The 23370-nt window shown below is 72.0% G+C and carries 14 protein-coding genes; 11 read left to right on the top strand and 3 right to left on the bottom strand.

Annotation, left to right across the window (positions count from 1 at the left end; translation table 11 throughout):
* The first annotated feature begins 156 nt into the window (after positions 1-156).
* On the top strand, positions 157-1863 hold the full coding sequence (locus tag ACFQ6X_RS15820; protein ID WP_383181720.1) for a glycerol-3-phosphate dehydrogenase/oxidase: 1707 nt from the start codon (positions 157-159) through the stop codon (positions 1861-1863).
* A 16-nt stretch (positions 1864-1879) separates the two neighbouring features.
* Here ACFQ6X_RS15820 and ACFQ6X_RS15825 read toward each other — a convergent pair whose 3' ends face one another.
* Positions 1880-3001, bottom strand: coding sequence for a serine hydrolase domain-containing protein (locus ACFQ6X_RS15825; RefSeq protein ID WP_383181722.1), 1122 nt, complete (start codon positions 2999-3001; stop codon positions 1880-1882).
* 119 nt (positions 3002-3120) lie between these two features.
* On the opposite strand from ACFQ6X_RS15825, the gene ACFQ6X_RS15830 reads away from it, so the two are divergent.
* The 6 genes from ACFQ6X_RS15830 to ACFQ6X_RS15855 all read left to right on the top strand — a co-directional run bounded on the left by ACFQ6X_RS15830 (position 3121) and on the right by ACFQ6X_RS15855 (position 15356).
* Positions 3121-5166, top strand: coding sequence for a serine/threonine-protein kinase (locus tag ACFQ6X_RS15830; RefSeq protein WP_383181725.1), 2046 nt, complete (start codon positions 3121-3123; stop codon positions 5164-5166).
* A gap of 188 nt (positions 5167-5354) precedes the next feature.
* Entirely contained in the window at positions 5355-8105 is a 2751-nt protein-coding gene (locus ACFQ6X_RS15835) for a protein kinase (protein WP_383181728.1), read from the top strand.
* A 115-nt stretch (positions 8106-8220) separates the two neighbouring features.
* Entirely contained in the window at positions 8221-9900 is a 1680-nt protein-coding gene (locus tag ACFQ6X_RS15840; RefSeq protein WP_383181731.1) for a protein kinase, read from the top strand.
* A 92-nt stretch (positions 9901-9992) separates the two neighbouring features.
* On the top strand, positions 9993-11678 hold the full coding sequence (locus ACFQ6X_RS15845) for a serine/threonine-protein kinase (RefSeq protein ID WP_383181733.1): 1686 nt from the start codon (positions 9993-9995) through the stop codon (positions 11676-11678).
* A 151-nt stretch (positions 11679-11829) separates the two neighbouring features.
* Positions 11830-13467, top strand: a complete 1638-nt coding sequence (locus ACFQ6X_RS15850; RefSeq protein WP_383181736.1) for a succinic semialdehyde dehydrogenase — start codon at positions 11830-11832, stop codon at positions 13465-13467.
* 50 nt (positions 13468-13517) lie between these two features.
* A complete protein-coding gene (locus ACFQ6X_RS15855) occupies positions 13518-15356 on the top strand; it encodes a GMC oxidoreductase (protein ID WP_383181739.1) in 1839 nt (612 codons plus the stop codon).
* Positions 15357-15440: 84 nt separating this feature from the next.
* Here ACFQ6X_RS15855 and ACFQ6X_RS15860 read toward each other — a convergent pair whose 3' ends face one another.
* Positions 15441-16430, bottom strand: a complete 990-nt coding sequence (locus ACFQ6X_RS15860; RefSeq protein WP_383181742.1) for an LAETG motif-containing sortase-dependent surface protein — start codon at positions 16428-16430, stop codon at positions 15441-15443.
* Between the two features lie 298 nt (positions 16431-16728).
* Here ACFQ6X_RS15860 and ACFQ6X_RS15865 point away from each other — a divergent pair, with 298 nt between their 5' ends.
* Entirely contained in the window at positions 16729-18462 is a 1734-nt protein-coding gene (locus ACFQ6X_RS15865) for a peptidase (RefSeq protein WP_383181745.1), read from the top strand.
* 311 nt (positions 18463-18773) lie between these two features.
* Here ACFQ6X_RS15865 and ACFQ6X_RS15870 read toward each other — a convergent pair whose 3' ends face one another.
* Entirely contained in the window at positions 18774-19076 is a 303-nt protein-coding gene (locus ACFQ6X_RS15870; RefSeq protein ID WP_383181748.1) for a chorismate mutase, read from the bottom strand.
* A 314-nt stretch (positions 19077-19390) separates the two neighbouring features.
* On the opposite strand from ACFQ6X_RS15870, the gene guaA reads away from it, so the two are divergent.
* The 3 genes from guaA to ACFQ6X_RS15885 all read left to right on the top strand — a co-directional run bounded on the left by guaA (position 19391) and on the right by ACFQ6X_RS15885 (position 23314).
* Positions 19391-20977, top strand: a complete 1587-nt coding sequence (guaA, locus tag ACFQ6X_RS15875) for a glutamine-hydrolyzing GMP synthase (RefSeq protein ID WP_383181750.1) — start codon at positions 19391-19393, stop codon at positions 20975-20977.
* A gap of 183 nt (positions 20978-21160) precedes the next feature.
* Complete coding sequence (locus tag ACFQ6X_RS15880) at positions 21161-21916, top strand: SAM-dependent methyltransferase (protein ID WP_383181753.1); 756 nt, start codon at positions 21161-21163, stop codon at positions 21914-21916.
* Between the two features lie 129 nt (positions 21917-22045).
* Entirely contained in the window at positions 22046-23314 is a 1269-nt protein-coding gene (locus tag ACFQ6X_RS15885; protein ID WP_383181756.1) for a hypothetical protein, read from the top strand.
* Positions 23315-23370: the final 56 nt, after the last annotated feature.

Consider the following 23370-nt stretch of genomic DNA (forward strand, 5'->3'; position numbering starts at 1 on the left):
TGTCGCATTCTGTGACTCTCGTCGACCGGGTGTTGTCCACAGGCGGTGGCTGAAGTCGTGGACCGCGGACAGAATCGAGTGGTGGGCACGGGTGCCCGGCCTGGCGGCCGGTCCCCGCTCCCGTGCCGGACCACCCCGATCTACCGGGAGGCAGCAGTGAGGACAGCGACACTGGGACCCGCGGAGCGCACCGCGGCGCTCGCCGCGATGGCCGAGCGCGAACTGGACGTACTGGTCGTGGGAGCGGGCGTGGTCGGCGCCGGGACCGTGCTGGACGCGGCCACCAGAGGACTCTCGACCGGGCTCGTCGAAGCGCGCGACTGGGCGTCCGGGACCTCCAGCAGGTCGAGCAAGCTGATCCACGGCGGGCTGCGTTATCTGGAGATGCTGGACTTCGCGCTCGTACGGGAGGCGCTGAAGGAGCGCGGTCTGCTCCTGGAGCGGCTGGCCCCGCACCTGGTGAAGCCCGTTCCGTTCCTCTATCCGTTGCAGCACAAGGGGTGGGAGCGGCTGTACGCCGGCTCGGGCGTCGCGCTCTACGACGCGATGTCGGTGTCCTCCGGGCACGGCAGGGGCCTGCCCGTGCACCGGCATCTCTCGCGCCGTCGTGCCCTGCGGGTCGCGCCCGCCCTGAAGAAGGACGCTCTCGTCGGCGCCCTGCAGTACTACGACGCCCAGATGGACGACGCCCGCTTCGTGGCGACGCTCGTGCGCACCGCCGCGGGCTACGGGTCGCACGTGGCGAACAGGGCGCGGGTGATCGGCTTCCTCCGCGAGGGCGAGCGGGTGGTCGGCGCCCGGGTGCAGGACGTCGAGGGCGGCGGGGAGTACGAGGTCAGGGCCAAACAGGTGGTCAACGCGACCGGTGTGTGGACGGACGACACCCAGGCGCTCATCGGTGAGCGCGGACAGTTCCACGTCCGGGCGTCGAAGGGCATCCATCTGGTCGTACCCAAGGACCGCATCCACTCCTCGACCGGGCTGATCCTGCGGACCGAGAAGTCCGTGCTGTTCGTGATCCCGTGGGGGCGGCACTGGATCATCGGCACGACGGACACCGACTGGGACCTGGACAAGGCGCACCCGGCCGCGTCCAGCGCCGACATCGACTATCTGCTCGAACACGTCAATTCCGTCCTGAACACCCCTTTGACCAGGGACGACGTCCAGGGTGTCTATGCGGGGCTGCGGCCCCTGCTGGCCGGTGAGTCCGATGCGACGAGCAAGCTGTCGCGCGAGCACACGGTGGCGCACCCGGTGCCGGGGCTCGTCGTCGTCGCAGGAGGCAAGTACACGACCTACCGGGTGATGGCGAAGGACGCGGTGGACGAGGCGGTGCACGGGCTGGACCAGCGGGTCGCCGAATGCGTCACGGAGGACATCCCGCTGCTGGGAGCCGAGGGCTACCGGGCCCTGTGGAACGCGCGGGCGAGGATCGCCGCCCGGACCGGCCTCCATGTCGCCCGGGTGGAACACCTGCTCAACCGCTACGGCTCGATGGCCGAGGAACTGCTCGACCTGGTCGCGGACGACGCGTCGCTGGGGGAACCGCTGGCCGGCGCCGAGGACTACCTGCGGGCCGAGGTCGTCTACGCCGCCTCGCACGAGGGCGCCCGCCACCTCGACGACGTACTGACGCGGCGCACCCGGATCTCCATCGAGACGTTCGACCGGGGCACCCGCTGTGCGCGCGAGTGCGCGGACCTGATGGCGCCGGTGCTGGGCTGGGACACGGACCAGGTCGAGCGGGAGGTGGAGCACTACCGCAAGCGGGTGGAAGCGGAACGGGAGTCGCAGCGCCAGCCGGACGACCTGACCGCGGACGCGGCTCGGCTGGGGGCGCCGGACATCGTCCCGATCTAGGACCCCCTTGTCGGGGTCACGCGGGGCCGCCGGTCCGGACCCGGCAGAACTCGGCCTCCAGCAGGGCAGGTTCGAGGTCCGGATCGGACAGCATGTCCGTGTTCGCCCGGAAGACGAAGACGTGCCGGCCGTCGCGCGTCGCGGCGGCCCGTACGTAGCTTCCGGTGATGTGCCCGTTGTGCCCCCAGACGGTGGTGCCGCACGAGAGCTTCTGCGGATAGATGCCCATGGCGTACACGCCGTGTGCCGTACGGGTGTTGAGCAGCGTGGCCAGCTGGGCGGGCGGCAGCAGGCGGCCGCCCAGCAGGGCCGCGTGGAAGCGGGTCAGGTCGGCGAGCGTGGAGACCATCTCCCCGGCCGCGCCCGCCGTCCGCGGGCCGGCCCGGGTGACATCGCGCAGCGTGCCGTCACCGGGGGAGCGGTGGTAGCCGCGGGAGTGCGGGGAGGGGAGGGTTCCCCGGGCCCCGGGGAACGAGGTGCCGGTCAGCCGCAGGGGGGTGAGGACGCGGCGCTGTATCTCGGTGGAGTACGGGTGCCCGGTGACGCGCTGAACGACCAGGCCGAGCAGCACGTAATTGGTGTTGGAGTACGCGTACGTGCCGGGCGCCGACACCGGGGGGCGGGTCAGGGCGGTGCGGACCGCGTTGCCCGGTGTGAGGGGCTGCGCGGACGGACCGGCCGCGCCGGTGACGGCGGGGTCGGTGGCGGGCAGCGCCTCGGTGTAGTCGTAGAGACCGCTGGTGTGGGTCAGCAGGGCGCGCAGGGTGATGCGGCGTCCGTCGTTGCCGTGCCCGCGTATCAGGCCCGGCAGATGCGTGTCCACGGTGTCCGACAGCTGCAGCGCGCCTTCCCCGGCGAGTTGGAGGACCACCGTCGCGACGAACGTCTTCGTGACGCTGCCTGCCCGGAAGCGGTCGCCGGGCCGGATTCCGGGTCCGGCGGAGCGGTAGGTGTCCCGTGGCGCGGGGGAGTCGCGACGGGACAGAAAGGCCACCGCGGGGGCGTCGCCCTCGACGACGAGCCGGGGAAGGTAGGAGGATGCGGGCGTGAGGTGTGGTTCGCTGGGCAGGCTCGACGTTCCCAGGGCGAGCAGGGTCAGCACCACCGGGGCGGCGAGTATCTCCCTGAGTGTCGGCATGGCAGGGGGCTCCTTCCTCCGGCCACATCATGGCTGACCAAGGACCCGGCACCATGGCCGGTCCCGGGGTGAGGGACAATGAACGCTCTGCCAGGGCGGGTTGATCGCAGAGGGGACGCATGTCGGAGGCGGAGCAGTCACGGGAGCCCCAAGGGGACAAGGACGGACGTCTTCTCGCGGGGCGGTACCGGCTCGGGGCGGTGCTCGGCCGGGGCGGCATGGGCACGGTCTGGCGTGCTGCCGACGAGACGCTGGGCCGCACGGTCGCGGTCAAGGAACTGCGGTTCCCCTCGGCCATCGACGACGACGAGAAGCGCCGTCTGATCACGCGCACCCTGCGTGAGGCGAAGGCGATCGCAAGGATTCGCAACAACAGTGCCGTGACCGTCTACGACGTGGTCGACGAGGACGACCGGCCGTGGATCGTCATGGAGCTCATCGAGGGCAAGTCGCTCGCCGAGGCCATCCGTGAGGACGGGACGCTGACGCCGAGGCGCGCCGCGGAGGTCGGTCTGGCCATCCTCGACGTGCTGCGGTCGGCGCATCGCGAGGGCATCCTGCACCGCGATGTGAAGCCGTCCAACGTGCTGATCTCCGACGACGGCCGGGTCGTGCTCACCGACTTCGGCATCGCCCAGGTCGAGGGCGACCCTTCCGTCACCTCGACGGGCATGCTCGTCGGTGCTCCCTCGTACATCTCGCCGGAGCGTGCCCGCGGGCACAAGCCCGGCCCGCCCGCCGACCTGTGGTCGCTCGGCGGACTGCTGTACGCGAGCGTCGAGGGCTGCCCTCCGTACGACAAGGGCTCGGCCATCGCCACGCTCACGGCGGTGATGACGGAACCGCTCGACCCGCCCAAGAACGCGGGCCCGCTGGAGGAGGTCATCTACGGCCTGCTGGCCAGGGACCCCGAGCAGCGGCTCGACGACGCCGGGGCGCGAGCCCTGCTCACCGATGTGATCAATGCTCCGGAGCAGCCGGAGCGTCCGGTGCCCCCGCCGGCCGATTCCACGCAGGTCATGGCGCTGCCCGGAATCGTCGGCACGAAGAGCGGAAGCAAGAAGGCGTCCGGCGCGGCAGCGGCGTCCGCGGCGGCAGCGGGCACGGCAGCAGGCACGGCGTCGGGCGGTTCCACCGGTACGGCGCCCCCGGCCGGTGACGCGGCCACGACCGCGAGCGGTCCGGGAGAGAGTGCGCGGGACCGGCTGCGCGGTGCGCTGAGGTCCGTACGGAACGCGAAGGCTCCGGCGGCGGCAGCGGCCGCGGGCACGGCTGTTCCTCCGGCGCCCACGCAGGCGCCGTCCGTTCCGTCCGCGGGGGGTACCGCCACGGCGTCGGCCTCCGGGCCCGCCGTACCGCCGCACCGCCCCGGAGGCCCGTCCGCCGCACCGGCCCGTGCCTCGATCACGGACGTCGTGCCGCGTCGCACCCTGGCGGTCATCGCCGGTGTCGTCGTGCTCGCCGTCCTCGGCACGGTCCTCGCGCTCACCCTGGGCGACGGCGACAAGGACAACAAGGGCAGTGGCACGGGCGGCGGCGGCGACAAGGCCGCGTCGGCCGGTGCCGCCGCCGGTGGTGACAGCGCCACCGACTCGGGCAAGGGCAAGGGCAGCGGTAAGGACGACGAGGGCCAGAAGGAGGGGCAGGGCGAGGCGACGGCCGAACCGTCGCCCGATCCGGAGACCGGCGCACCGGCCCCGGACGCCGTGCCCGCAGGCTTCAAGCAGGTCACCGACCGGCAGTTCCACTTCAGCATGGCGATGCCCGAGAGCTTCAAGCGCGACGTCATAGCGGGAAGGAACTCGGGCCGCATCTACAACGCCGACGGCGGCTTCCCGCGTGTCCAGGTCGACTACAACGCCTCCCCGAAGGACGACGCGGCAGCTGCCTGGACGGCGGCCGTGGCCACCACCAAGGCCCTCAGCAAGGGCTACAAGCACATCGGCATAAAGAAGGTCGAGTTCAACGGCTACCCGACCGTCGCGGACTGGGAGTTCGTGCGTACCCAGCAGGGCATGCGGGTCCGGGTGCTCAACCGCGGGTTCAAGGCCGACGCCACCCACGGCTACTCGATCATGATCAGCTGCAAGGAGAGCGAGTGGGACGGCGCGGAGTGCACCGCGCTGCGGGAGACGGCGTTCGCCACGTTCAAGCCCACCGACTGACCGGTCCGCCGCCGAACGGAACGGCCGGGTTGCCCCGACCCGGCCGCACCGCCGCGCGTTGCCACGTATCGTGAGAGGCCGTGGACCGTACGCAGCCGGGATCATGGGTCAATTGCACAGCAAGTGACCGCAATTGACTGATTATGCGGTCTCCGTGACCGGGGGACAGCGCGCTCTGGGGAGGCGTCGTGGACGACTATGCGGGTCGGGTACTTGCCGACCGCTACCGCCTTCCGCTGCCCCCGTCCGATGCGTACGAACTGGTCGAGACCCGGGCGTTCGACACGTACAGCGGGCAGGAAGTCCTGGTCCGGCAGGTGCCGTTGCCGGAGGTCGTGGACGCGGAAGTGCTCGACGCCGACGGGCTGCCCTCGGCGGCCAGGCGCGCCACCGGGCGTACGGTGCGGCGCTCCACGGACCCCGCGGTCCGCAGGGCGATCGAGGCCGCCCAGGCGGCGGCCCAGGTGCCCGACCATCCGCGCCTGGACCAGGTCTTCGACGTGTTCGCCGAGGCGGGTTCCCTCTGGATAGTGAGTGAACTGGTCGCCGCGCGCCCGCTCGCGGCCCTTCTCGCCGAGCGGCCCCTCAACCCGTACCGGGCCGCCGAGATCGGCTCCGATGTGCTGACGGCGCTGCGGGTGCTGCACGCCCACGGCTGGACCCACCGCAACATCACCGTGCGCACGGTACTGGTCTGCGACGACGGCCGTGTCGTGCTGACGGGGCTGGCCGCGGGCGCGGCCGAGGAGGCGCTGTGCGGGTACGTCCCCGCACCGCAGCCCGACGACGAGAACACCTACGGGGCACCGGCGGTCGAGTCGGGCCCCACCGGCCCGTACGAGCCGCCCTCCGAGTTCGCCCCGCCCCAGCAGTTCGCCCCGCCCTCCGAGTTCGCTCCGCCCTCCCCGCCCTCCCCGGAAGGGCCGTCCGCCGCCGGGGTGCCGGCCTCGCGCGGCCCCGCGGAGATCGAGGCGGCGGCTCCGCCGGCCGGGGAAGCGGACCTGGGCGCGGACCGGCACGGGCAGGAGCTCGTCCCGCGGCCGGCCCGTCCCGCCGTGCCCGTGGCGGAACCCGGCGCCGGAAGCGCCGCGCAGCTGCGCGCCGCCCGTGCCGGGGCCATCGCCGCCTACCGGGCGGGCGCCCGCGCCGCGGCCCGGGTCAACGAGGACCAGCAGCGCGGCCGTGACGAGGCGGGCGCAGGCGGTGGGGAGACGGCTGTTCCTCCCGCCATCGGCCCTCCGCAGCCGGCCGGCACCTGGGGCCGGGCGGCCGACGACACCTACGACCCGTACGACGACGAGGACGACGAGGACGACGAGGGTCCCGGTGGTTACGCCGGCGGTCCCCGGCGGGTCCACCTCGCCGGCACCTGGGGCGACGGACCCGGCGCGGGCCGCCCGGTTCCCGCAGGCGGTTCGGGCGGATCCGGGGAGGACGCGCTGCGCGCCGACTCGCGGCGCCTGGGCAGCGGCCCCGCCGTTCCCGCAGCCCGGCAGGACCGTCTGCCGCAGCCGGTGGCCGCACAGGCGTCCTTTGGCGGCTGGGACGAGGTCGTCGCGGGCGGCGGCAGCACCCCCGCCTACCGCGGCCCCGCCACCCCCCTCGCAGCCGAACGCGCCCGGCAGGCCCGTATCGCCGTCGTCGGCGCCGTCACCGAGCGATGGGCGCCGGAGCAGGCGGGCCCCGTCCACGACAACTGGCAGCTGGCCCCGCCCATCGGCCCGTCCACCGACCTGTGGGCTCTGGGCGCCCTGCTCTACCGCGCCGTACAGGGCCACGCCCCGTACCCCGAGGAGAACGCGGCCGAGCTCGTCCAGATGGTCTGCGGCGAGCCGCCCGCCTTCGCGGAGGAGTGCGGCCCGCTCCGCCCCGTCGTCGAGTCACTGCTGCGTCAGGACCCCACGGAGCGGCCCGACTTCGAGGAGCTGCGCGGCTGGCTGCGCTCCCTCGTGCGGTCGGCGCCCGAGCCCGAGGCGGGCAACGACGTCGTGCCGCTGCCGCCGGCGGACGCCACCCGCCTCCCCGTCGTACGCCGACGGGGTGAGCTGGTGCGCAGGCGCCGGGGCCGCGGGTCGGCGCACGGCCGCCACCGCCAGGGCAAGCCGCAGCGGTACGAGAAGCAGCCCGTCCACGAGCCGGAATACGCGAAGAAGCCGCCGCGCCCACCGCGCGAACCCAAGGGCCCCAGGGTGCTGCGCGAGCCGCAGCCCGGCCGGCGGCCCGGTGGCAGGCCGCCGAGGCGGCTGGGACGGCTGCTGCTGGTCCTGATCCTGCTGGCGATGGCCGCCGCGGTGGCCTACGCCGTGATGTTCATGCCCAAGGCCGGGTCCGACGGCGGTACGGACACGGGGTCGCAGGGACAGCCCTCCGGCTCCGCTGCGCCCGCGGAGCCGGAACCCGAACCGAGTGCCTCGGCCGGGGAGTCGGCGCCCTCCGCGTCCTCCGGCTCGGAGAAGCCGCAGAGCAGCCGTTCGGCCGTCGCGCTCGCTCCGGGCTATGCGCTGCGCAAGGACGCCGAAGGCTTCGAGATCGGTGTGCCCAAGGACTGGCAGCGCAGCCCGGCCAACGCCGACCGGCAGATCCGGTACGGCAGCGACGGGTTCAGCGTGCTGATCGTGCCCGGCCGCGACACCGTCAAGGCCAACGGCAGTGATCCGCTGGACTATCAGCGCAGCAGGGAACCGGAGCTGCAGCCCTTCCGGGAGTCCAGCTGGGCGACGTCCACGGGCATGCGCCGGGTCGATGTGGGCCGGCAGGCCATGGCCGAGGGGCAGTTCACCTGGCAGGAGAGCGGTGGCCGCGAGGTCTACGTCCGCAACCTCGTCATGATCGTGAGCGGCAGGTACCACATCATCCAGGTCATCGGCCCGTCGAACGAGCGCGACAAGGTCTCCGACGTCTACGAGCAGGCCATCTCCTCCTACCGCGTGGGTTCCTGACCCCGCGGCAGAGCGCGACAAGCATCACAGTGCGGTCTCGTGCCGCGGTGCGAGGTTCCGTGGCGCTGCCTCCCCTCCGTAACCTGTCATTCGAAGGAATGGGGCGGGGACACACGTGGAACATGCGCAGGGCACGGACTCGGGAATCGTACTGGCGGGACGGTACCGGCTCGGCGACGTCCTGGGCCGCGGCGGTATGGGCAAGGTGTGGCGCGCCCATGACGAGGTGCTCCACCGGACCGTCGCCGTCAAGGAGTTGACCGCCGGGCTGTACGCCGCCGAGGCGGACCGGGCCGTGCTGCACGCCCGCACGCAGAAGGAAGCGCGCGCTGCCGCCCGCATCACCCATCCCGGGGTCGTCACGGTCCACGACGTCATCGAGTACGACAAGCGCCCCTGGATCGTCATGCAGTACGTCGACGGGCCCTCGCTCGCCGACGCGACGAAGGAGACCGGTGAGCTCGAGCCGCGCGAGGCGGCCAGGATCGGTCTCCACGTACTGAGCGCGCTGCGGGCCGCACACAGCGCCGGGGTGCTGCACCGGGACGTCAAGCCGGGCAACGTCCTGCTCGCCCGGGACGGACAGGTGCTGCTGACCGACTTCGGGATCGCCGCGATCGAGGGCGACTCCACCATCACCAGGACCGGTGAACTGGTGGGCTCCATCGACTACCTGGCGCCCGAACGGGTACGCGGCGGCGACCCCGGCCCGGCCTCCGACCTCTGGTCGCTGGGCGCCACGCTCTACACCGCTGTGGAAGGGCGCTCACCGTTCCGCCGTACGTCCCCGATCTCCACGATGCAGGCCGTGGTCACGGAGGAACCACCCCCGCCGGAGCGCGGCGGGGCGCTGGCGCCCGTGATCACGGCACTGCTGCGGAAGGACCCCGCGGACCGGCCGACGGCCGCCGAGACGGAACGGATGCTGCTGGAGGCGATGGAGGGACGCAAGTCCCTCACGGCGCAGGCGTACGTGCCGACCCAGCGGGTGTCCGAGGACGACTTGCGCGCCTTCGTCCCTGACGGGTCGACGGCCCGTCTCGCGCAGCCCGCACAGCCCCCGGCCGGGCCGGAGGCCGCGCAGCCGCACGTCCTCGCGCAGCCGTACACCCCCGCGCCCGCGGTCCGCCGCAGCCGGGGCAGGTGGCGTACGGCGCTGCTGGTCATCGCCGTCGCCGCGCTGATCGGCGGGGCCGCGGGCCTGGTGGCCATGAAGTACGCGGGCGACGAAGGCAGGAAGGGGAACGGCAGCTCCGGCACCGGGACAACCGCCGGTCCGTCGTCGCCCGGCCCGTCGACGCCGTCCGAGGATGCGCAGCCCGGCCCGAAGGACATACCCGACGGCTGGACACGGGTCCACGACCCCGAGGGCTTCACTCTCGCCGTGCCCGAGGGCTGGACGCGGCAGACGGACGGCAACCAGATCGACTACACCCCGGACAACGGGGCGCACCGCATCCGGATCAGCCTCGATCCGAAGCCCGACTTCGACAACTCGTACATGCACATGCTGAGCATCGAGAAGGACCTCTCCGAGCGGCTGCCGGGCTACGACCGGCTGACCCTGCACTCGAACACCTTCAGGGACCGGCCGGGCTCCCTCTGGGAGTTCACCTGGCTCGAGTCCAAGGACCATCCGGGGCCGCGCCACGGGATCGACCAGATGTACTTCGGTGAGACGGGCGGCCCGGAGTACGCGATCTACATGACGGGGCCCGAGGAGGACTGGGCCGAGAGCCGGGACCGCTTCGAGACGATGCTGCGCAGCTGGAAGCCCCCGGAGTCCACGGACTGACGACCGGTCACCCCCGCGGCGACTGTCACGGCTCTGCACCCTCTGTTCCGACCCGGTGGTCACACCCTGTGCGCTTCCTACAGGATGAGGACATGACCAATGATGGGGGACGGGCGAACGAGCCCACGAGCTACGGGCTCCGGCCGCCGCACGCTCCGCAGGAGCCGCCGGGTCCCGTACGCGGACAGCCGGGTCTCCCCGAACAGTCCGCCTTCCCGGAACCTCCCGGCGCGCCCGCGCCCACCCCGACCGTCACCGAGCGGGCTCCCGAGGGTGCGCCGAACCGGGTCGTCGGGGGCCGCTACCGGCTCGTCGGGCGCCTCGGGCACGGTGGCATGGGCACGGTCTGGCGGGCCCACGACGACATCGTGGACCGTGACGTGGCCGTCAAGGAACCGCGGGTGCCGGACCACCTCGGGGAACGCGAGCGGGCCGTCGTCTATCTGCGCATGCAGCGCGAGGCGCGTGCCGCCGCCCGCATCGAGCACCCCAGCGTCGTCACCGTGCACGATGTGGTCGTCGAGGACGGCAAGCCGTGGATCGTCATGGAACTGGTCAGCGGCCAGTCGCTCGGCGACCGTCTTCAGGAGGGGACCCTCGACCCGCGCGAGGCGGCCAGGATCGGCCTCGCCGTCCTCGGCGCGCTGAACGCCGCCCACGGTGCGGGTGTACTCCACCGCGACGTCAAGCCGGACAACGTCCTGCTCGGGCGGGACGACCGGGTCGTCCTCACCGACTTCGGCATCGCGCAGGTCGAGGGCGAGCAGCGGCTCACCGAGACCGGCGCCTTCGTCGGGTCGCCCGAGTACATCTCCCCGGAGCGGGTGCTGGGACAGCTGCCCGGCCCGGAGTCCGACCTCTGGTCACTGGGTGTCGTGCTGTACGCGGCGGTGGAGGGCATGTCCCCGTACCGCCGCTCCCACACCCCGGCCACCCTGCAGGCCATCCTCTCGGCGGAGCCGCAGATGCCGGCCCGGGGCAAGGGCGCCTTCGGCACACTCGTCATGCAGCTGCTCCGCAAGGACCCGGCGGCACGGCCGGGACCCGCCGAGATCCGATCCGCCCTGGAGTCGGTGGCGTCGGTCCCGTCGGTCTCCCGGGCGCTCACCCAGCCGTACGGGAACGGCGCGTCCGGCGGCGGCCGGTGGGTGCCCCCGGTGCTGCACCGCAACCGGAAGGCGCAGACCGGGCTCGGCGCCGTGGTACTGGCGGTGGCTCTCGCGCTCGTCCTGGTGCTGGCCGACCCGTTCGGCGGGGACGAGCTGCCGGGCGGCTGGCAGGTCAGGCCGGAGAACGAGGTGCTCTCGGCGGACGTGGCCGTGCCCGAGGACTACAAGCGCATCCAGGAGGACACCGGGGACGTCGTCTGGTACGCGGACCCGAGCGGGGTCTTCGAGATCGACTTCTGGCACAAGGCGGTCAAGAAGGACGACACGGCGGCGGAGAAGTCCGCGGGCGCCGACCCGGAGGCCCGCAAGACGTACTACGAGAAGGGCGGGGCGAACACCCTGGAGATGAGGGACGCCACCGTCTCCTTCAAGAAGACCGAACACCAGGGCCGCACGGCGTACGACATGGTCACCGAGTACACCCCGTACTCCTCGACCGAGGACGACGCGCTGCGCTACCGCTACCACGAGCTCCTGATCCCGGGGCGGACGGCGGACGATCCGTACTGGCACGTCCGGGTCAAGATGCCCGCGGCCGGTCAGGCGGCGACGGACGGGGAAAAGATTTACACCGAGGTCGCCGAGCGGCTGAAGATTCACGATTCCTGAGCCTGCCGGGAAGATAGCCCCTGATCAGCGGTTATTTCGCCAGTGATCACTGGCTGGTTCGCCGGGTGCGGCGACAGCGGTGTTGTGGGGTCTGTGAAAACCTGTTACCGACGGGTACCCAAAGTGGGCGGGTGGACATACTCTCGCCCTCATGACGGACTCGCAGGCCTCCACGACCACCTCCGCCGCCCCCGGCACCCGTGTCGGCACCAACCCGGTGGCAGCGGCCCCCGCAGGCGTTCGCACCGCCGCCGACGTGGTCACACCCGAGGTGATCGCCCAGCTGACGCGCGGCGTCGTCGGCTCCGGCCGCACGGCCAACCACAGCCCCTTCACCGGGGAGAAGCTGGCCGACCTGCCCGAGTCCACCCCCGAGGACGTGGCGACCGCCTTCGAGCGGGCCCGCGCCGCCCAGCCGGCCTGGGCGGCGATGTCCGTCCGTGCCAGGGCGGCGGTACTGCTCCGCTTCCACGACCTCGTCCTCCAGCGCCAGGCCGAGGTCCTCGACCTCATCCAGCTGGAGACCGGCAAGGCACGGCTGCACGCCCACGAAGAGGTGCTGGCCGTCGCCGTCTCGGCCCGCCACTACGGGCGCATGGCCACCTCCTACCTGAAGCCGAAGCGGCACACCGGCGTCGTCCCGACCCTCACGAAGGTCACCGAGCTGCGCCAGCCGCGCGGGGTCATCGGCCAGATCGCTCCCTGGAACTACCCGCTCGAACTCTCCGTCGGCGACGCGCTGCCGGCCTTCGTCGCCGGCAACGCCGTCGTGATGAAGCCCGACACGGAGACCGCGCTGACCGCTCTGTGGGCCCGTGACCTGCTGATCGAGGCCGGACTGCCCGCCGAGGTGTTCCAGGTCGTGCTCGGGGAGGGCCCCGTCGTCGGCCCCGAGGTCGTCAGCCGCGCCGACTACGTCTCCTTCACCGGCTCGACCCGCACCGGACGCGAGGTCGCCCAGGGCGCCGCGGCCCGGCTCGTCGGGGTCTCGCTGGAGCTCGGCGGAAAGAACCCCATGCTGGTCCTCGAGGACGCGGACGTGGAGAAGGCCGCCGCGGGCGCCGTCCGTGCCTGCTTCTCCTCCGCGGGGCAGCTGTGCATCTCCATCGAGCGGCTGTACGTCCACGAGGCCGTCGCGGACGCCTTCCTGGAGCGCTTCGCCGCCCGTACGAAGGCGATGCGGCTCGGCAACTCCCTCGCCTACGGTGCCGAGATGGGCTCCCTGGTCGGCGAGCGGCAGCTGGAGACCGTCACCCAGCACGTCGCCGAAGCCGTGGAGAAGGGCGCCACGCTCGTCGCGGGCGGCGTCGCGCGCCCCGACATCGGCCCGCTCTTCTACGAGCCGACCATCCTCGCCGACGTCCAGGAACCGATGGCCGTCTGCGCCCAGGAGACCTTCGGCCCCGTCGTATCGGTCTACCGCTTCACCGACGAGGACGACGCGGTCTCCCTCGCCAACGCCACGTCGTACGGCCTCAACGCCAGCGTCTGGACCAAGGACGGCCGGCGCGGCCACCGGATCGCCGCCCGGCTGCGGGCCGGCACGGTCAACATCAACGAGGGGTACGCACCCGCCTACGGCAGTGCCCAGTCCCCGATGGGCGGCATGAAGGACTCCGGCCTCGGACGACGGCACGGCTCGGAGGGGATCCTCAAGTACACCGAGGCCCAGACCGTCGCCCAGCAGCGGCTGATGCCGCTCGCGCCGTCCTTCGGCATGGACGACGAGAAGTACGCCGCCCTCATGAGCTTCGGCCTCAAGGCGATGAAGGCCTTCCGGCTGCGCTGACGCGGGCGCCCCACTCCTGCCCTTCCCTCCCTTCCGCACCGAGGAGAGCCATGTCCCAGGACAGCGCTGCCCAGAATCAGACCCCGCGCTCCGACGGGCCGGACGACGACGCCGCGTACGACTACGACGTGCTCGTCGTCGGATCGGGCTTCGGCGGCGCGGTCTCGGCCCTGCGGCTGAGCGAGAAGGGCTACCGGGTCGGCGTCCTGGAGGCGGGGCGCCGCTTCACACCGGCCACCCTCCCCAAGAACTCCTGGGACATCAAGAACTACCTGTGGGCCCCGGCCCTCGGGCTGTTCGGCATCCAGCGCGTGCACCTGCTCGGCAAGGTGATGGTGCTGGCCGGCGCGGGCGTCGGCGGCGGTTCCCTCAACTACGCCAACACGCTGTACGTGCCGCCCGCCCCGTTCTTCGAGGACCGCCAGTGGGCCGGCATCACCGACTGGCAGGACGAGCTGGCGCCGTACTACGACCAGGCGAAGCGGATGCTGGGGGTCAGGCTCAATCCGACCATGACCCCGGCCGATGTCCACCTCAAGGCGGCCGCCGAGGCCATGGGCGTCGGCGACAGCTTCCACTTCGCCCCCGTCGGAGTCTTCTTCGGCGACGGCGTGGACGCCGACGGTACGTCGAAGGCGAAGCCCGGCGAAGAGGTCGCCGACCCCTACTTCGGCGGCGCGGGTCCCGCCCGCAAGGCCTGTTCCGAGTGCGGCGAGTGCATGACCGGCTGCCGCCACGGTGCGAAGAACACCCTCAACGAGAACTACCTGTACCTCGCCGAGAAGGCCGGTGCCGTCATCCACCCCATGACGTCCGTCGTCGCGGTCACGGACGATCCGGAGGGCGGCTACCGGGTGTCGACCGTCCCCACGGACCGCCGCAGGAAGGCGAAGCCCACCGTGCTGCGGGCCCGGAAGGTCGTCGTCGCCGCCGGCACGTACGGAACGCAGACGCTGCTGCACACCATGAAGGACCAGGGGCTGCTGCCGCGGCTCTCGTCGAAGCTCGGCGAGCTGACCCGGACCAACTCCGAGGGCCTGGTGGGCGCGCAGACCAGCGACCGCCGCTACCGCAAGAAGCACGGCATCGCGAAGGCCGACTTCAGCAAGGGTGTCGCCATCACCTCGTCGATCCACCCCGACGAGAACACGCACATCGAGCCGGTCCGCTACGGCAAGGGCTCCAACGCGATGGGCGCGCTGACCATCCTCCAGGTCCCCTACAGCACCCACCGGGTGCTGGGCTGGCTCGGCAACATGGTCAAGCACCCGACGCTGGCGGCGCGTTCGCTCTCCAACCGGCGCTGGTCGGAACGGACCATCATCGGTCTCGTCATGCAGTCGCTGGACAACTCGCTGACCGCGTACCGCAAGCCCGGCGGCATCGGAAAGGGCCTGCTCACCGCCCGGCAGGGACACGGCGCGCCCAACCCGACGCAGATCGCCGAGGCGACACAGGGCGCCACACTGCTGGCCGAGGAGATCAACGGCTTCCCCGGATCGAACATCGGGGAGCTGATGGGCACTCCGCTCACCGCGCACTTCCTGGGCGGCTGCGCGATCGGGGCGAGCGCCGAGGAGGGCGTCATCGACCCGTACCACCGGGTGTACGGACACCCGGGCATCTCGGTCGTCGACGGTTCTGCGGTCTCCGCCAACCTGGGCGTCAACCCGTCGCTGACCATCACCGCGCAGGCCGAGCGCGCCATGTCCTTCTGGCCCAACAAGGGCGAGACGGACCCGCGGCCGGCACAGGGCGAGGCGTACACGCGGCTGTCGGCGGTCGAGCCGCAGGCGCCCGCGGTGCCCGAGGAGGCGTTCGGCGCGCTGAAGCTCCCGTTCCTGGGGATTCCCGTGGTGCCGCCGAAGGCGACCGCGTCCGAGGCCTGAGCGCCTTCGAAGCGCCGGTCCGGGAACGCCAAGGGGCTGCACCCCCCTCCGAGTGCAGCCCCTCACGTTCGACCGGTGACGCGCTTACGCGGCGGCGTCACCGTTCTTACTGCGCCGCACGACGAACATCGCGCCTGCACCGAGCACTACGGCCGCGCCGCCCGCGAGGGCGAACATCGGCGTGGAGGACGAGGAACCGGTCTCGGCGAGGCTGCCCGTGACCTGGCCGGCGTCCGCGTCGGCAGGCTTCTCGGACGGGACCGGAACCTTGCCGCCCTCCTGGGGCTTCGTGCCGTCCTCGTCACCGGCCTTCACGATCTGGAACTTGTACGCGACGTCCGTGAAGCAGGGCAGGTCCTCTTCCTCGCCGAAGACGAGCCCGCCGCCGAGGCTGAAGCCGGCGCCGACCGGGGCAGTCGCCTGCACCTTGATGCGCAGGGATATGTCGACCTCGTACCCGGGCTTGATCTCGTCGGTCTCGCCGACGTAGCCGGTCGAGACGCCCTCCTCGTTCAGGTCCTCCCACGTGCCCGTGTCCTCGTTGAGGGCCTGGAGGTGGACCTGCTTGGTGGTGAAGAGGTGGTCGCCGGCCTTGTCGGACGACGCGCCCGCGAAGAACCACACGTTCTTCACGGTCTTCTTCGAGTTGTTGTAGACGTTGAACTTGAAGGTGTCCCAGCCGCTGCCCCGGGCGATCTTGCCGGCGAGACCGTTGATGGAGAGCTTCAGCGGGCGCGGGTTGCAGTAGCCGTCCTCGTCCGGCTCCTCCGTGTCCTCGGTCTTCGAGGCGGTCGGAGTCGGGGTGGCCGACGGGGTCGCCGAGGTCGTCTCCGACACGGAGGGGCTCGGGGAGGTCGTGGCCGTCTCGGTGGCGTCGGGAGACGTCGTCGCGGACGGGGAAGCGGACTCGGTGGTCCCGGCCGACGCGGTCTCGGACGGCGCGGTGGACACCGACTCGGTCGCGCTCGGGGTCGGCGTCGTGTCCGTGGCGAAAGCGGCCGGTGCGGAGAGCACGACGACCGGTGCGATGACAGCGGTGGCGGCAGCGAGTGCCAGGGTGCGGCGAAGCTTCATGAAGGCCTCAGCAAGTCCGTTGTACCGCGCGGACTGCGGTACGGAAAAGGAATTAGGAGAACGGGCCTGCCGTTGTGGGGCACGGAAATAGACCAGGTGTTCGCCATGCATGACCTGCGATGCGGCCCGATGGTTGTCCCCCGTCTCACAGAATCTTTATGTGGCGCTCGCCACATGCGCCCCTCGTGCCCAATCCGTGATCTTGTCCAGCGCAACTCTTCGTACGGCTGCGCGGTCGAACTCGTGCTGCCCCACAGCAGTTGCACAGCACCTGTCGATCCCATCCCAGAGGTCCGCGATGACACGCCTTTCCCCGAGAACAGCGCTGCGCCGCACCGCAGGCAGCCTCGCCGCCGCCGGGCTGCTCGCAGCCGGGTCGCTCGCCGCCGGCGCACCCGCGCAGGCCGCCGATCCCGCGTTCACGCTCGGCGGTCCGGCCGAAACGGCTCTGCACCCGTACCCGGCGACCGGGTCGCCGCAGAAGACCTCCCTCGGCTTCACCGTCAGCAACCCGGTCCAGGACGAGGAGGGCTACCAGGGAGAGGTGACCTACACCCTCGACCTCAGCGGGATCGCGGGCGTCGCCGACATCGACATCGCCGAGGACACCGGCGCGGACTGCGAGATCACCGGCGCCACGGCCGTCTGCCACGACCACGGCGTGTACGCGGGGCTCAGCACCATCGCCGACTTCGACCTCACCGCTGCCGAGGGCGGCAAGGACGGTGCGTCGGGCACCATCGAGGTGACCGGCTCGGCGGACGGGGTCACCTTCGTCCCGTTCTCCACGAAGGTGACGATCGGCGGCCCCGACCTCGTCATGAAGCAGCTCCCCTTCAAGCAGCAGCTCAAGCCGGGTGAGGCGCAGCCGGCCCCGATCACGTTCGCCAACCGGGGCACGGCGGCCGCCGACGGCGTCCTGCTGACCCTGATGTACTCGCGCGGCCTGGAGCTCCCCGAGCGCTACGCCAACTGCGAGTACAACGGGGAGGCCGGACAGGAGCCGCAGGACGGTTTCGCCTGGTCCACCGCACTGTGCTCGGTCGAGGGCTCCTACGAGCCGGGCGCCACGTACACGCTTGCGGTCCCGCTGTCCGTCAAGGCGACCGAGCGCGCGTACTACGACACCTTCATCTACCGCATCAACGAGGACAGCGCCGCACAGCGCTCCGCGCAGCGCGCGGGCGCGACGTTCACCCGGGGCACCGGACCGGAGCTGGCCCTGAAGAAGGTCACGTCCTCCGCCCGCAGCGGAGACCTCAACCCCTGGGACAACCAGCAGGAAGCCGACTTCCGCACGGAGAACACCGCCGACTTCGTGGCGACCGGCGACAAGGGCGCGGGCTCCGTGGGTGAGACCGTCGCGGCCAGGATCGGCTTCCGTAACGAGGGACCTGCCTGGATCGGCAACATCCGTTCCGGCGAGCCCGTCGCCACGGTCGACTTCACCGTCCCCCGGGGCGCCGAGGTCACCGGGAAGCCGGACTCCTGCCAGGGAGTGACGGCCGCGGGCAAGTACCGCGAGGAGCAGCTCGGCGCGCCGCGCTACGTCTGCGACACCGCGATGACCGTCCGCGACGGGGCCGAGATCGCACTGCCCTTCGACCTGAAGATCACTGAGGTGATCCCGGGGTCTGCCGGCAAGGTCGACGTCCGCAACACATGGCTCAGCAACCCCGACCTGCCCTTCGACCCGGCCCCGGGCAACAACACCGCGCAGCTGGTTCTGAACGGCGAGGACTCCGGCTCCGAGGACACCGGCGGCACGACGGACGGCGCCACCGCGACAGGCGGCTCCACGGAGGGCACCACCGGCGGAACGACCGGTTCCACGTCCGGTACGACAGGCGGCTCGTCCACCTCGTCGGCCTCGGGTTCCACCGGAACGTCCGGCGCCGCGTCGGCGGACGACGGCGGCGGTCTCGCCTCCACCGGTTCCGTCGCGCTGATGGCTTCGGGAGCGGCAGCAGTCGCCCTGGCCGCCGGCGGAGTGCTGTACGCGACGTCCCGGCGCCGCGCCGAGCGGGGCTAGGGTCTTCCTTCCGGACCGGCACGGCTGCCGGCCCGAGGGCGGCCGGTCCCGGGCGTCCCCGGGCCCGGCCGCAATTGGGGTGACCGGGCTGCTGTCCCCTGCCGACCGGTCACGCGCGCCGGGGTGTGGTCCCACGACGTACCTGCAGTACGTCACACATCCCGGCGGAGCCACGCGTGGTTTCCTACCGCTGCCGCCCCTGGCTGGCACGGACACACGGACCAACGAAGCGGCACGGGGCCCGGTCACGCGCCGTACGGGTGAGACCGGGCCCGAACGCAGATACGGCCGTACAGCCTTCCCGGGCGGCCTCACACCCGGCCGCGGCACAGCTCCAGCAGCGTCATGGCGAGCGCCGTCCCCGGCTTGCCCAGCGCGTCGCTGTAGTGGCTGAGGACGTCCATCTCGCGGGAGAGGTTCACCCGGCGGCCCCCGGAGGTGATCCGGGCCTCCTGGATGACCGCGGAGACGGCCATCCGTTCCTGGACGAGACCGATGATCCGGTCGTCCAGGGCGTCGATGCGGGTCCGGGCGCCACCGATCAGGGAGGCGGCCTCGTCGGTGTGCGCGCCGGTCCGCTCGGCGGCCGTCTTCGTGGGTGCGGTGGTGTTCATCGTGACTCCTGGTGGGGTGCGGCCCCCCGGAGCGACAGGCCCGGAACGCCAGAACGCCCCGGGCCTGTCGGCCCGGGGCGCCTGGAACGTTGCTTGTCAGTTGCTCAAGCAGCACGACCATGGCAGCCGGCGGGCCGGGTGCCATAGGTAAAGACGAAGGTCGTGTGCTGACGCATGGGGGCAAGTATGGACCCCGTCCGCGGGCCGGGTCCACGCCGGGCCCGGATGGTGAGACGGGAGCCCGGCAGGGCGTGGTCCCACGGCCGGTAGAATTGGGAGGACCGACCCCCTCTCCACCGCCGGAAGGCCGCCCCGTGCCAGCAGCGCCCCCCGCCGCCCCCGACACCACCACCGACGTGGTTCTGGTTGTCGACTTCGGCGCCCAGTACGCCCAGCTCATCGCCCGCCGCGTCCGTGAGGCCCGGGTCTACAGCGAGATCGTCCCGTCCACGATGCCGGTGGCCGAGATGCTGGCCAGGAACCCCCGCGCGATCATCCTGTCCGGCGGTCCGTCCTCGGTGTACGCGGAGGGCGCGCCCAGCCTCGACCGTGCGCTGTTCGAGGCCGGGGTCCCGGTCTTCGGCATGTGCTACGGCTTCCAGCTGATGGCCACCACGCTCGGCGGCACGGTCGACGACAACGGCGCCCGCGAGTACGGCCGCACCCAGCTCGCCGTCTCCAAGGCCGGCTCCACCCTCTTCGAGGGCACGCCCACGGAGCAGTCGGTGTGGATGTCGCACGGCGACGCCTGCTCCGCCGCCCCCGAGGGCTTCACCGTCACCGCGTCCACGGACGTCGTACCGGTCGCCGCCTTCGAGAACGACGAGAAGAAGCTGTACGGCGTCCAGTACCACCCGGAGGTCATGCACTCGACCTTCGGCCAGCAGGTCCTGGAGCACTTCCTCTACCGGGGCGCCGGCATCGAGCCGACCTGGACGACCACCAACGTCGTCGAGGAGCAGATCGCCCTGATCCGCGAGCAGGTCGGCGACAAGCGCGCCATCTGCGGCCTCTCCGGCGGCGTGGACTCCGCGGTCGCCGCGGCCCTCGTGCAGAAGGCCATCGGCTCGCAGCTCACGTGCGTGTACGTGGACCACGGCCTGATGCGCAAGGGCGAGACCGAGCAGGTCGAGAAGGACTTCGTCGCCGCGACCGGCGCGAAGCTGAAGGTCGTCGACGCGGAGAAGCGCTTCCTCGACGCCCTGGCCGGTGTGTCCGACCCGGAGCAGAAGCGGAAGATCATCGGCCGCGAGTTCATCCGGGTCTTCGAGCAGGCCCAGCTGGAGATCCTCCAGGAGGACGGCCCCGAGGTCGCCTTCCTCGTGCAGGGCACCCTCTACCCGGACGTCGTCGAGTCCGGCGGCGGCACCGGCACCGCCAACATCAAGTCCCACCACAACGTGGGCGGCCTCCCCGACGACATCGAGTTCCAGCTCGTCGAGCCGCTGCGCCAGCTGTTCAAGGACGAGGTCCGGATGGTGGGCCAGGAGCTCGGCCTGCCGGAGGAGATCGTCCAGCGGCAGCCGTTCCCGGGCCCCGGCCTCGGGATCCGCATCGTCGGCGACGTCACCAAGGAGCGGCTCGACCTGCTGCGCGAGGCCGACGCCATCGCCCGCGAGGAGCTGACCGCGGCCGGCCTGGACCGCGACATCTGGCAGTGCCCGGTGGTCCTCCTCGCGGACGTCCGCAGTGTCGGCGTCCAGGGTGACGGCCGCACCTACGGCCACCCGATCGTGCTGCGCCCGGTGTCCTCCGAGGACGCCATGACGGCCGACTGGTCGCGTCTGCCGTACGAGACGCTGGCGAAGATCTCCACCCGCATCACCAACGAGGTCGCCGACGTGAACCGTGTCGTCCTCGATGTGACGAGCAAGCCCCCGGGGACGATCGAGTGGGAGTAGTCCCACCTGGACGACCCGGACGACCCGGACGACCCGGACGACCCGGACGACCCGGACGACCCGGATGATCCGGGCCGACCGGACCCCGCGTCGACGCCGCTGCCCCCGAGGGGCGGCGGCGTCGCCGTTTTCCGGCGGAAACCGGTGGCAGGGCACGCCGCAGCCGTGGCAGGATCCGCCCCTATGTCTGCCGACGAAGTCCGTGCCCTCATGTCCGCTCCGGGAAACGACCGGCTCACCTGGAACACCCCGCTGTCCGAGGAGCACGCCTCCCGGCTGATAGCCGCGTGCGCCCCCGGCCCGGGGGCGCGGATCGCGGACTTCGGCAGTGGCTGGGGCGAGTTGCTGATGCGTCTCGTGGCGGCGGCGCCCGGCGCCACCGGGGACGGCGTCGAGAACGACCCGGACGCCGTGGCGCGCGGACAGCGCCTGGCGGGAGAGCGGGGGCTCACCGGCCGGGTGCGGTTCCACGAGGTGTCCGCGGCCGAGTACCCGGGGGACGGTTACGACCTGGCCGTCTGCATCGGCTCCTCGCACGCCTGGCCCGGCGGTACCCCCGAGGCGCTCAAGGCGCTGCGGGCCGCCGTGCGGCCGGGCGGACGGGTGCTGTTCGGGGACGGGTTCTGGGAGCGGGAGCCCTCGGCGGCCGCACTGGAGGGGCTGGGCGCCGAGCCGGGCGACTTCGGCTCGCTCCTCGGCCTGGTCCGGCAGGCGGAGGCCGCCGGTCTGCGGCCGTTGCAGGTCACCGTCGCCGATCAGCGTGAATGGGACCTCTTCGAGTCCACCGCCAATATCGGACGGGGCGAGCGGTGGGCGCTGGCCAACCCCGGGCATCCCCTGCACGCGGAGGTGACCGCGGCCGTCGACGCCCGCCGCACCGATTACTACGGCGGATACCGCGGAACGCTGGGCCTTGCGTACCTTGTACTCAGCACCTGACATTCGTACATGCGGACGACATGTCCTCGCAGCCCGCCCCGATGCGGGACGGGCCCGCCCTGTACGGCACAATTCGCAGAAATCACAGGCGAGTTGGTTGTACCGGTGCAGGAAAGGGCGGCGTTCCCCGTGGCGTTGGACGAGGCGAGGACGAGCAGCACGCACGGCGGTGGCTGTACGTGCGGCGACTGCCCGCACGGAGCACGCGAGGGACACCGGCGCGCGGTGGCGGCCTTCCTCGCCAAACGCGATGAGCTGGCGGCCGGCAAGGGCCTGCCCGCCGGGGTCGCGCAGTCCGCGTCGGCATCCCGGCAGTGGGTGTCGGACGAGCTGACCCAGTCCGCGCGCACGGTCGCCGAACGCAGCCGCGAGGCCGGTGACGCCTGGCTCCACGTGGTCTGGCAGCGCACCCTGGTCGCCGTCTGGGGCGGGGTCGCGCTGCTGGTCATCGGTGAGGCCGTCACCGCCATCGGCGCCGGCTGGTCCACCGCCCGCACCGCCGGCCTGGTCGCCGGACTGGTCACCGCGGGCCTGCTGACCGCCGCCGCCCGGCTCCACCGGTCCCGCGGCGGCCTCCTCGCCCCGCTGATCGGCGAGGACAACCGGCTCTCCACCTCGCGCACGGTCGCCGCGTCCTGGGTGCTGCTCGCCGCCTTCGCCGTGCTCGTCCTCGCCCTCCAGCTGGCCGGCGCGTCCGACCACGGCGACCGCGACGAGCTGATCGAGGGCCTGGACCTGGTGCGCTCCGCCGGAGTGCTGACCGTGCTCGCGCTGGTGTGCGCCGTCGCCGTCCTCGTACGCCGGGTGGTGACCGTACGCGTCCTGGGGCAGCGGCTGCAGAAGCTGCGCGCCGACCGGCCGCGGGCCGCCGATCTGCTCACCGACGACTCCGGCCGCGGCAGCTTCACCGATGTGCAGTACGTGCTCGTCAGCGCCGTCGCCGTGCTCTTCGCCGCGGTCCGCCTCGCCCGCCGCCCGGAGCAACTGCCCGACCTGCCGTGGGGCCTGGCGATCCTGGTGGCCGTCTCCGCGGCGACGTACTTCTCCGGGAAGTACGCGGAGGGCGGCCGGCCGGTCATCCTGTCGGTCGTGAGGGCCCGGGAAGCCGGAGACCTGGACGCCCCGATCCGTACCGGCGACGACATCGAGATCCGCGGCGCGGGCTTCGTACCGCCCGGGTCGGGGAGCCCGGACCGGCTCGCGCGCGTGGTCGTCAGGATCGGCCGGGTGCACGTCCATGTGCCGCTGATCCCGGTCGCAGGAGGCTTCGCCAACCCGTCCGACACGGTGCTCACCGTGCCGGTGCCGGTGGAGGTCGAACCGGGCGTCGTGGACGTCCAGGTCGTCACCGCGGCGGGTGTGGAGACCAACCCCTGCCCGATCGATGTCACGGACTGAGTCGCAACCCTGGTGAGCAGCCCGTTCACGGCGTACGTATGGTCTGGTTGACGGGC

The sequence above is a fragment of the Streptomyces sp. NPDC056452 genome, assembly GCF_042796085.1.
GTDB lineage: Bacteria > Actinomycetota > Actinomycetes > Streptomycetales > Streptomycetaceae > Streptomyces.

Bases quoted from the DNA above. Each gene is read 5' to 3' on its own strand.
- ACFQ6X_RS15825 (WP_383181722.1), bottom strand. From the start codon at position 3,001: ATGCCGACACTCAGGGAGATACTCGCCGCCCCGGTGGTGCTGACCCTG.
- ACFQ6X_RS15830 (WP_383181725.1), top strand. From the start codon at position 3,121: ATGTCGGAGGCGGAGCAGTCACGGGAGCCCCAAGGGGACAAGGACGGA.
- ACFQ6X_RS15845 (WP_383181733.1), top strand. From the start codon at position 9,993: ATGACCAATGATGGGGGACGGGCGAACGAGCCCACGAGCTACGGGCTC.
- ACFQ6X_RS15850 (WP_383181736.1), top strand. From the start codon at position 11,830: ATGACGGACTCGCAGGCCTCCACGACCACCTCCGCCGCCCCCGGCACC.
- ACFQ6X_RS15855 (WP_383181739.1), top strand. From the start codon at position 13,518: ATGTCCCAGGACAGCGCTGCCCAGAATCAGACCCCGCGCTCCGACGGG.
- ACFQ6X_RS15860 (WP_383181742.1), bottom strand. From the start codon at position 16,430: ATGAAGCTTCGCCGCACCCTGGCACTCGCTGCCGCCACCGCTGTCATC.
- ACFQ6X_RS15865 (WP_383181745.1), top strand. From the start codon at position 16,729: ATGACACGCCTTTCCCCGAGAACAGCGCTGCGCCGCACCGCAGGCAGC.
- ACFQ6X_RS15870 (WP_383181748.1), bottom strand. From the start codon at position 19,076: ATGAACACCACCGCACCCACGAAGACGGCCGCCGAGCGGACCGGCGCG.
- ACFQ6X_RS15880 (WP_383181753.1), top strand. From the start codon at position 21,161: ATGTCTGCCGACGAAGTCCGTGCCCTCATGTCCGCTCCGGGAAACGAC.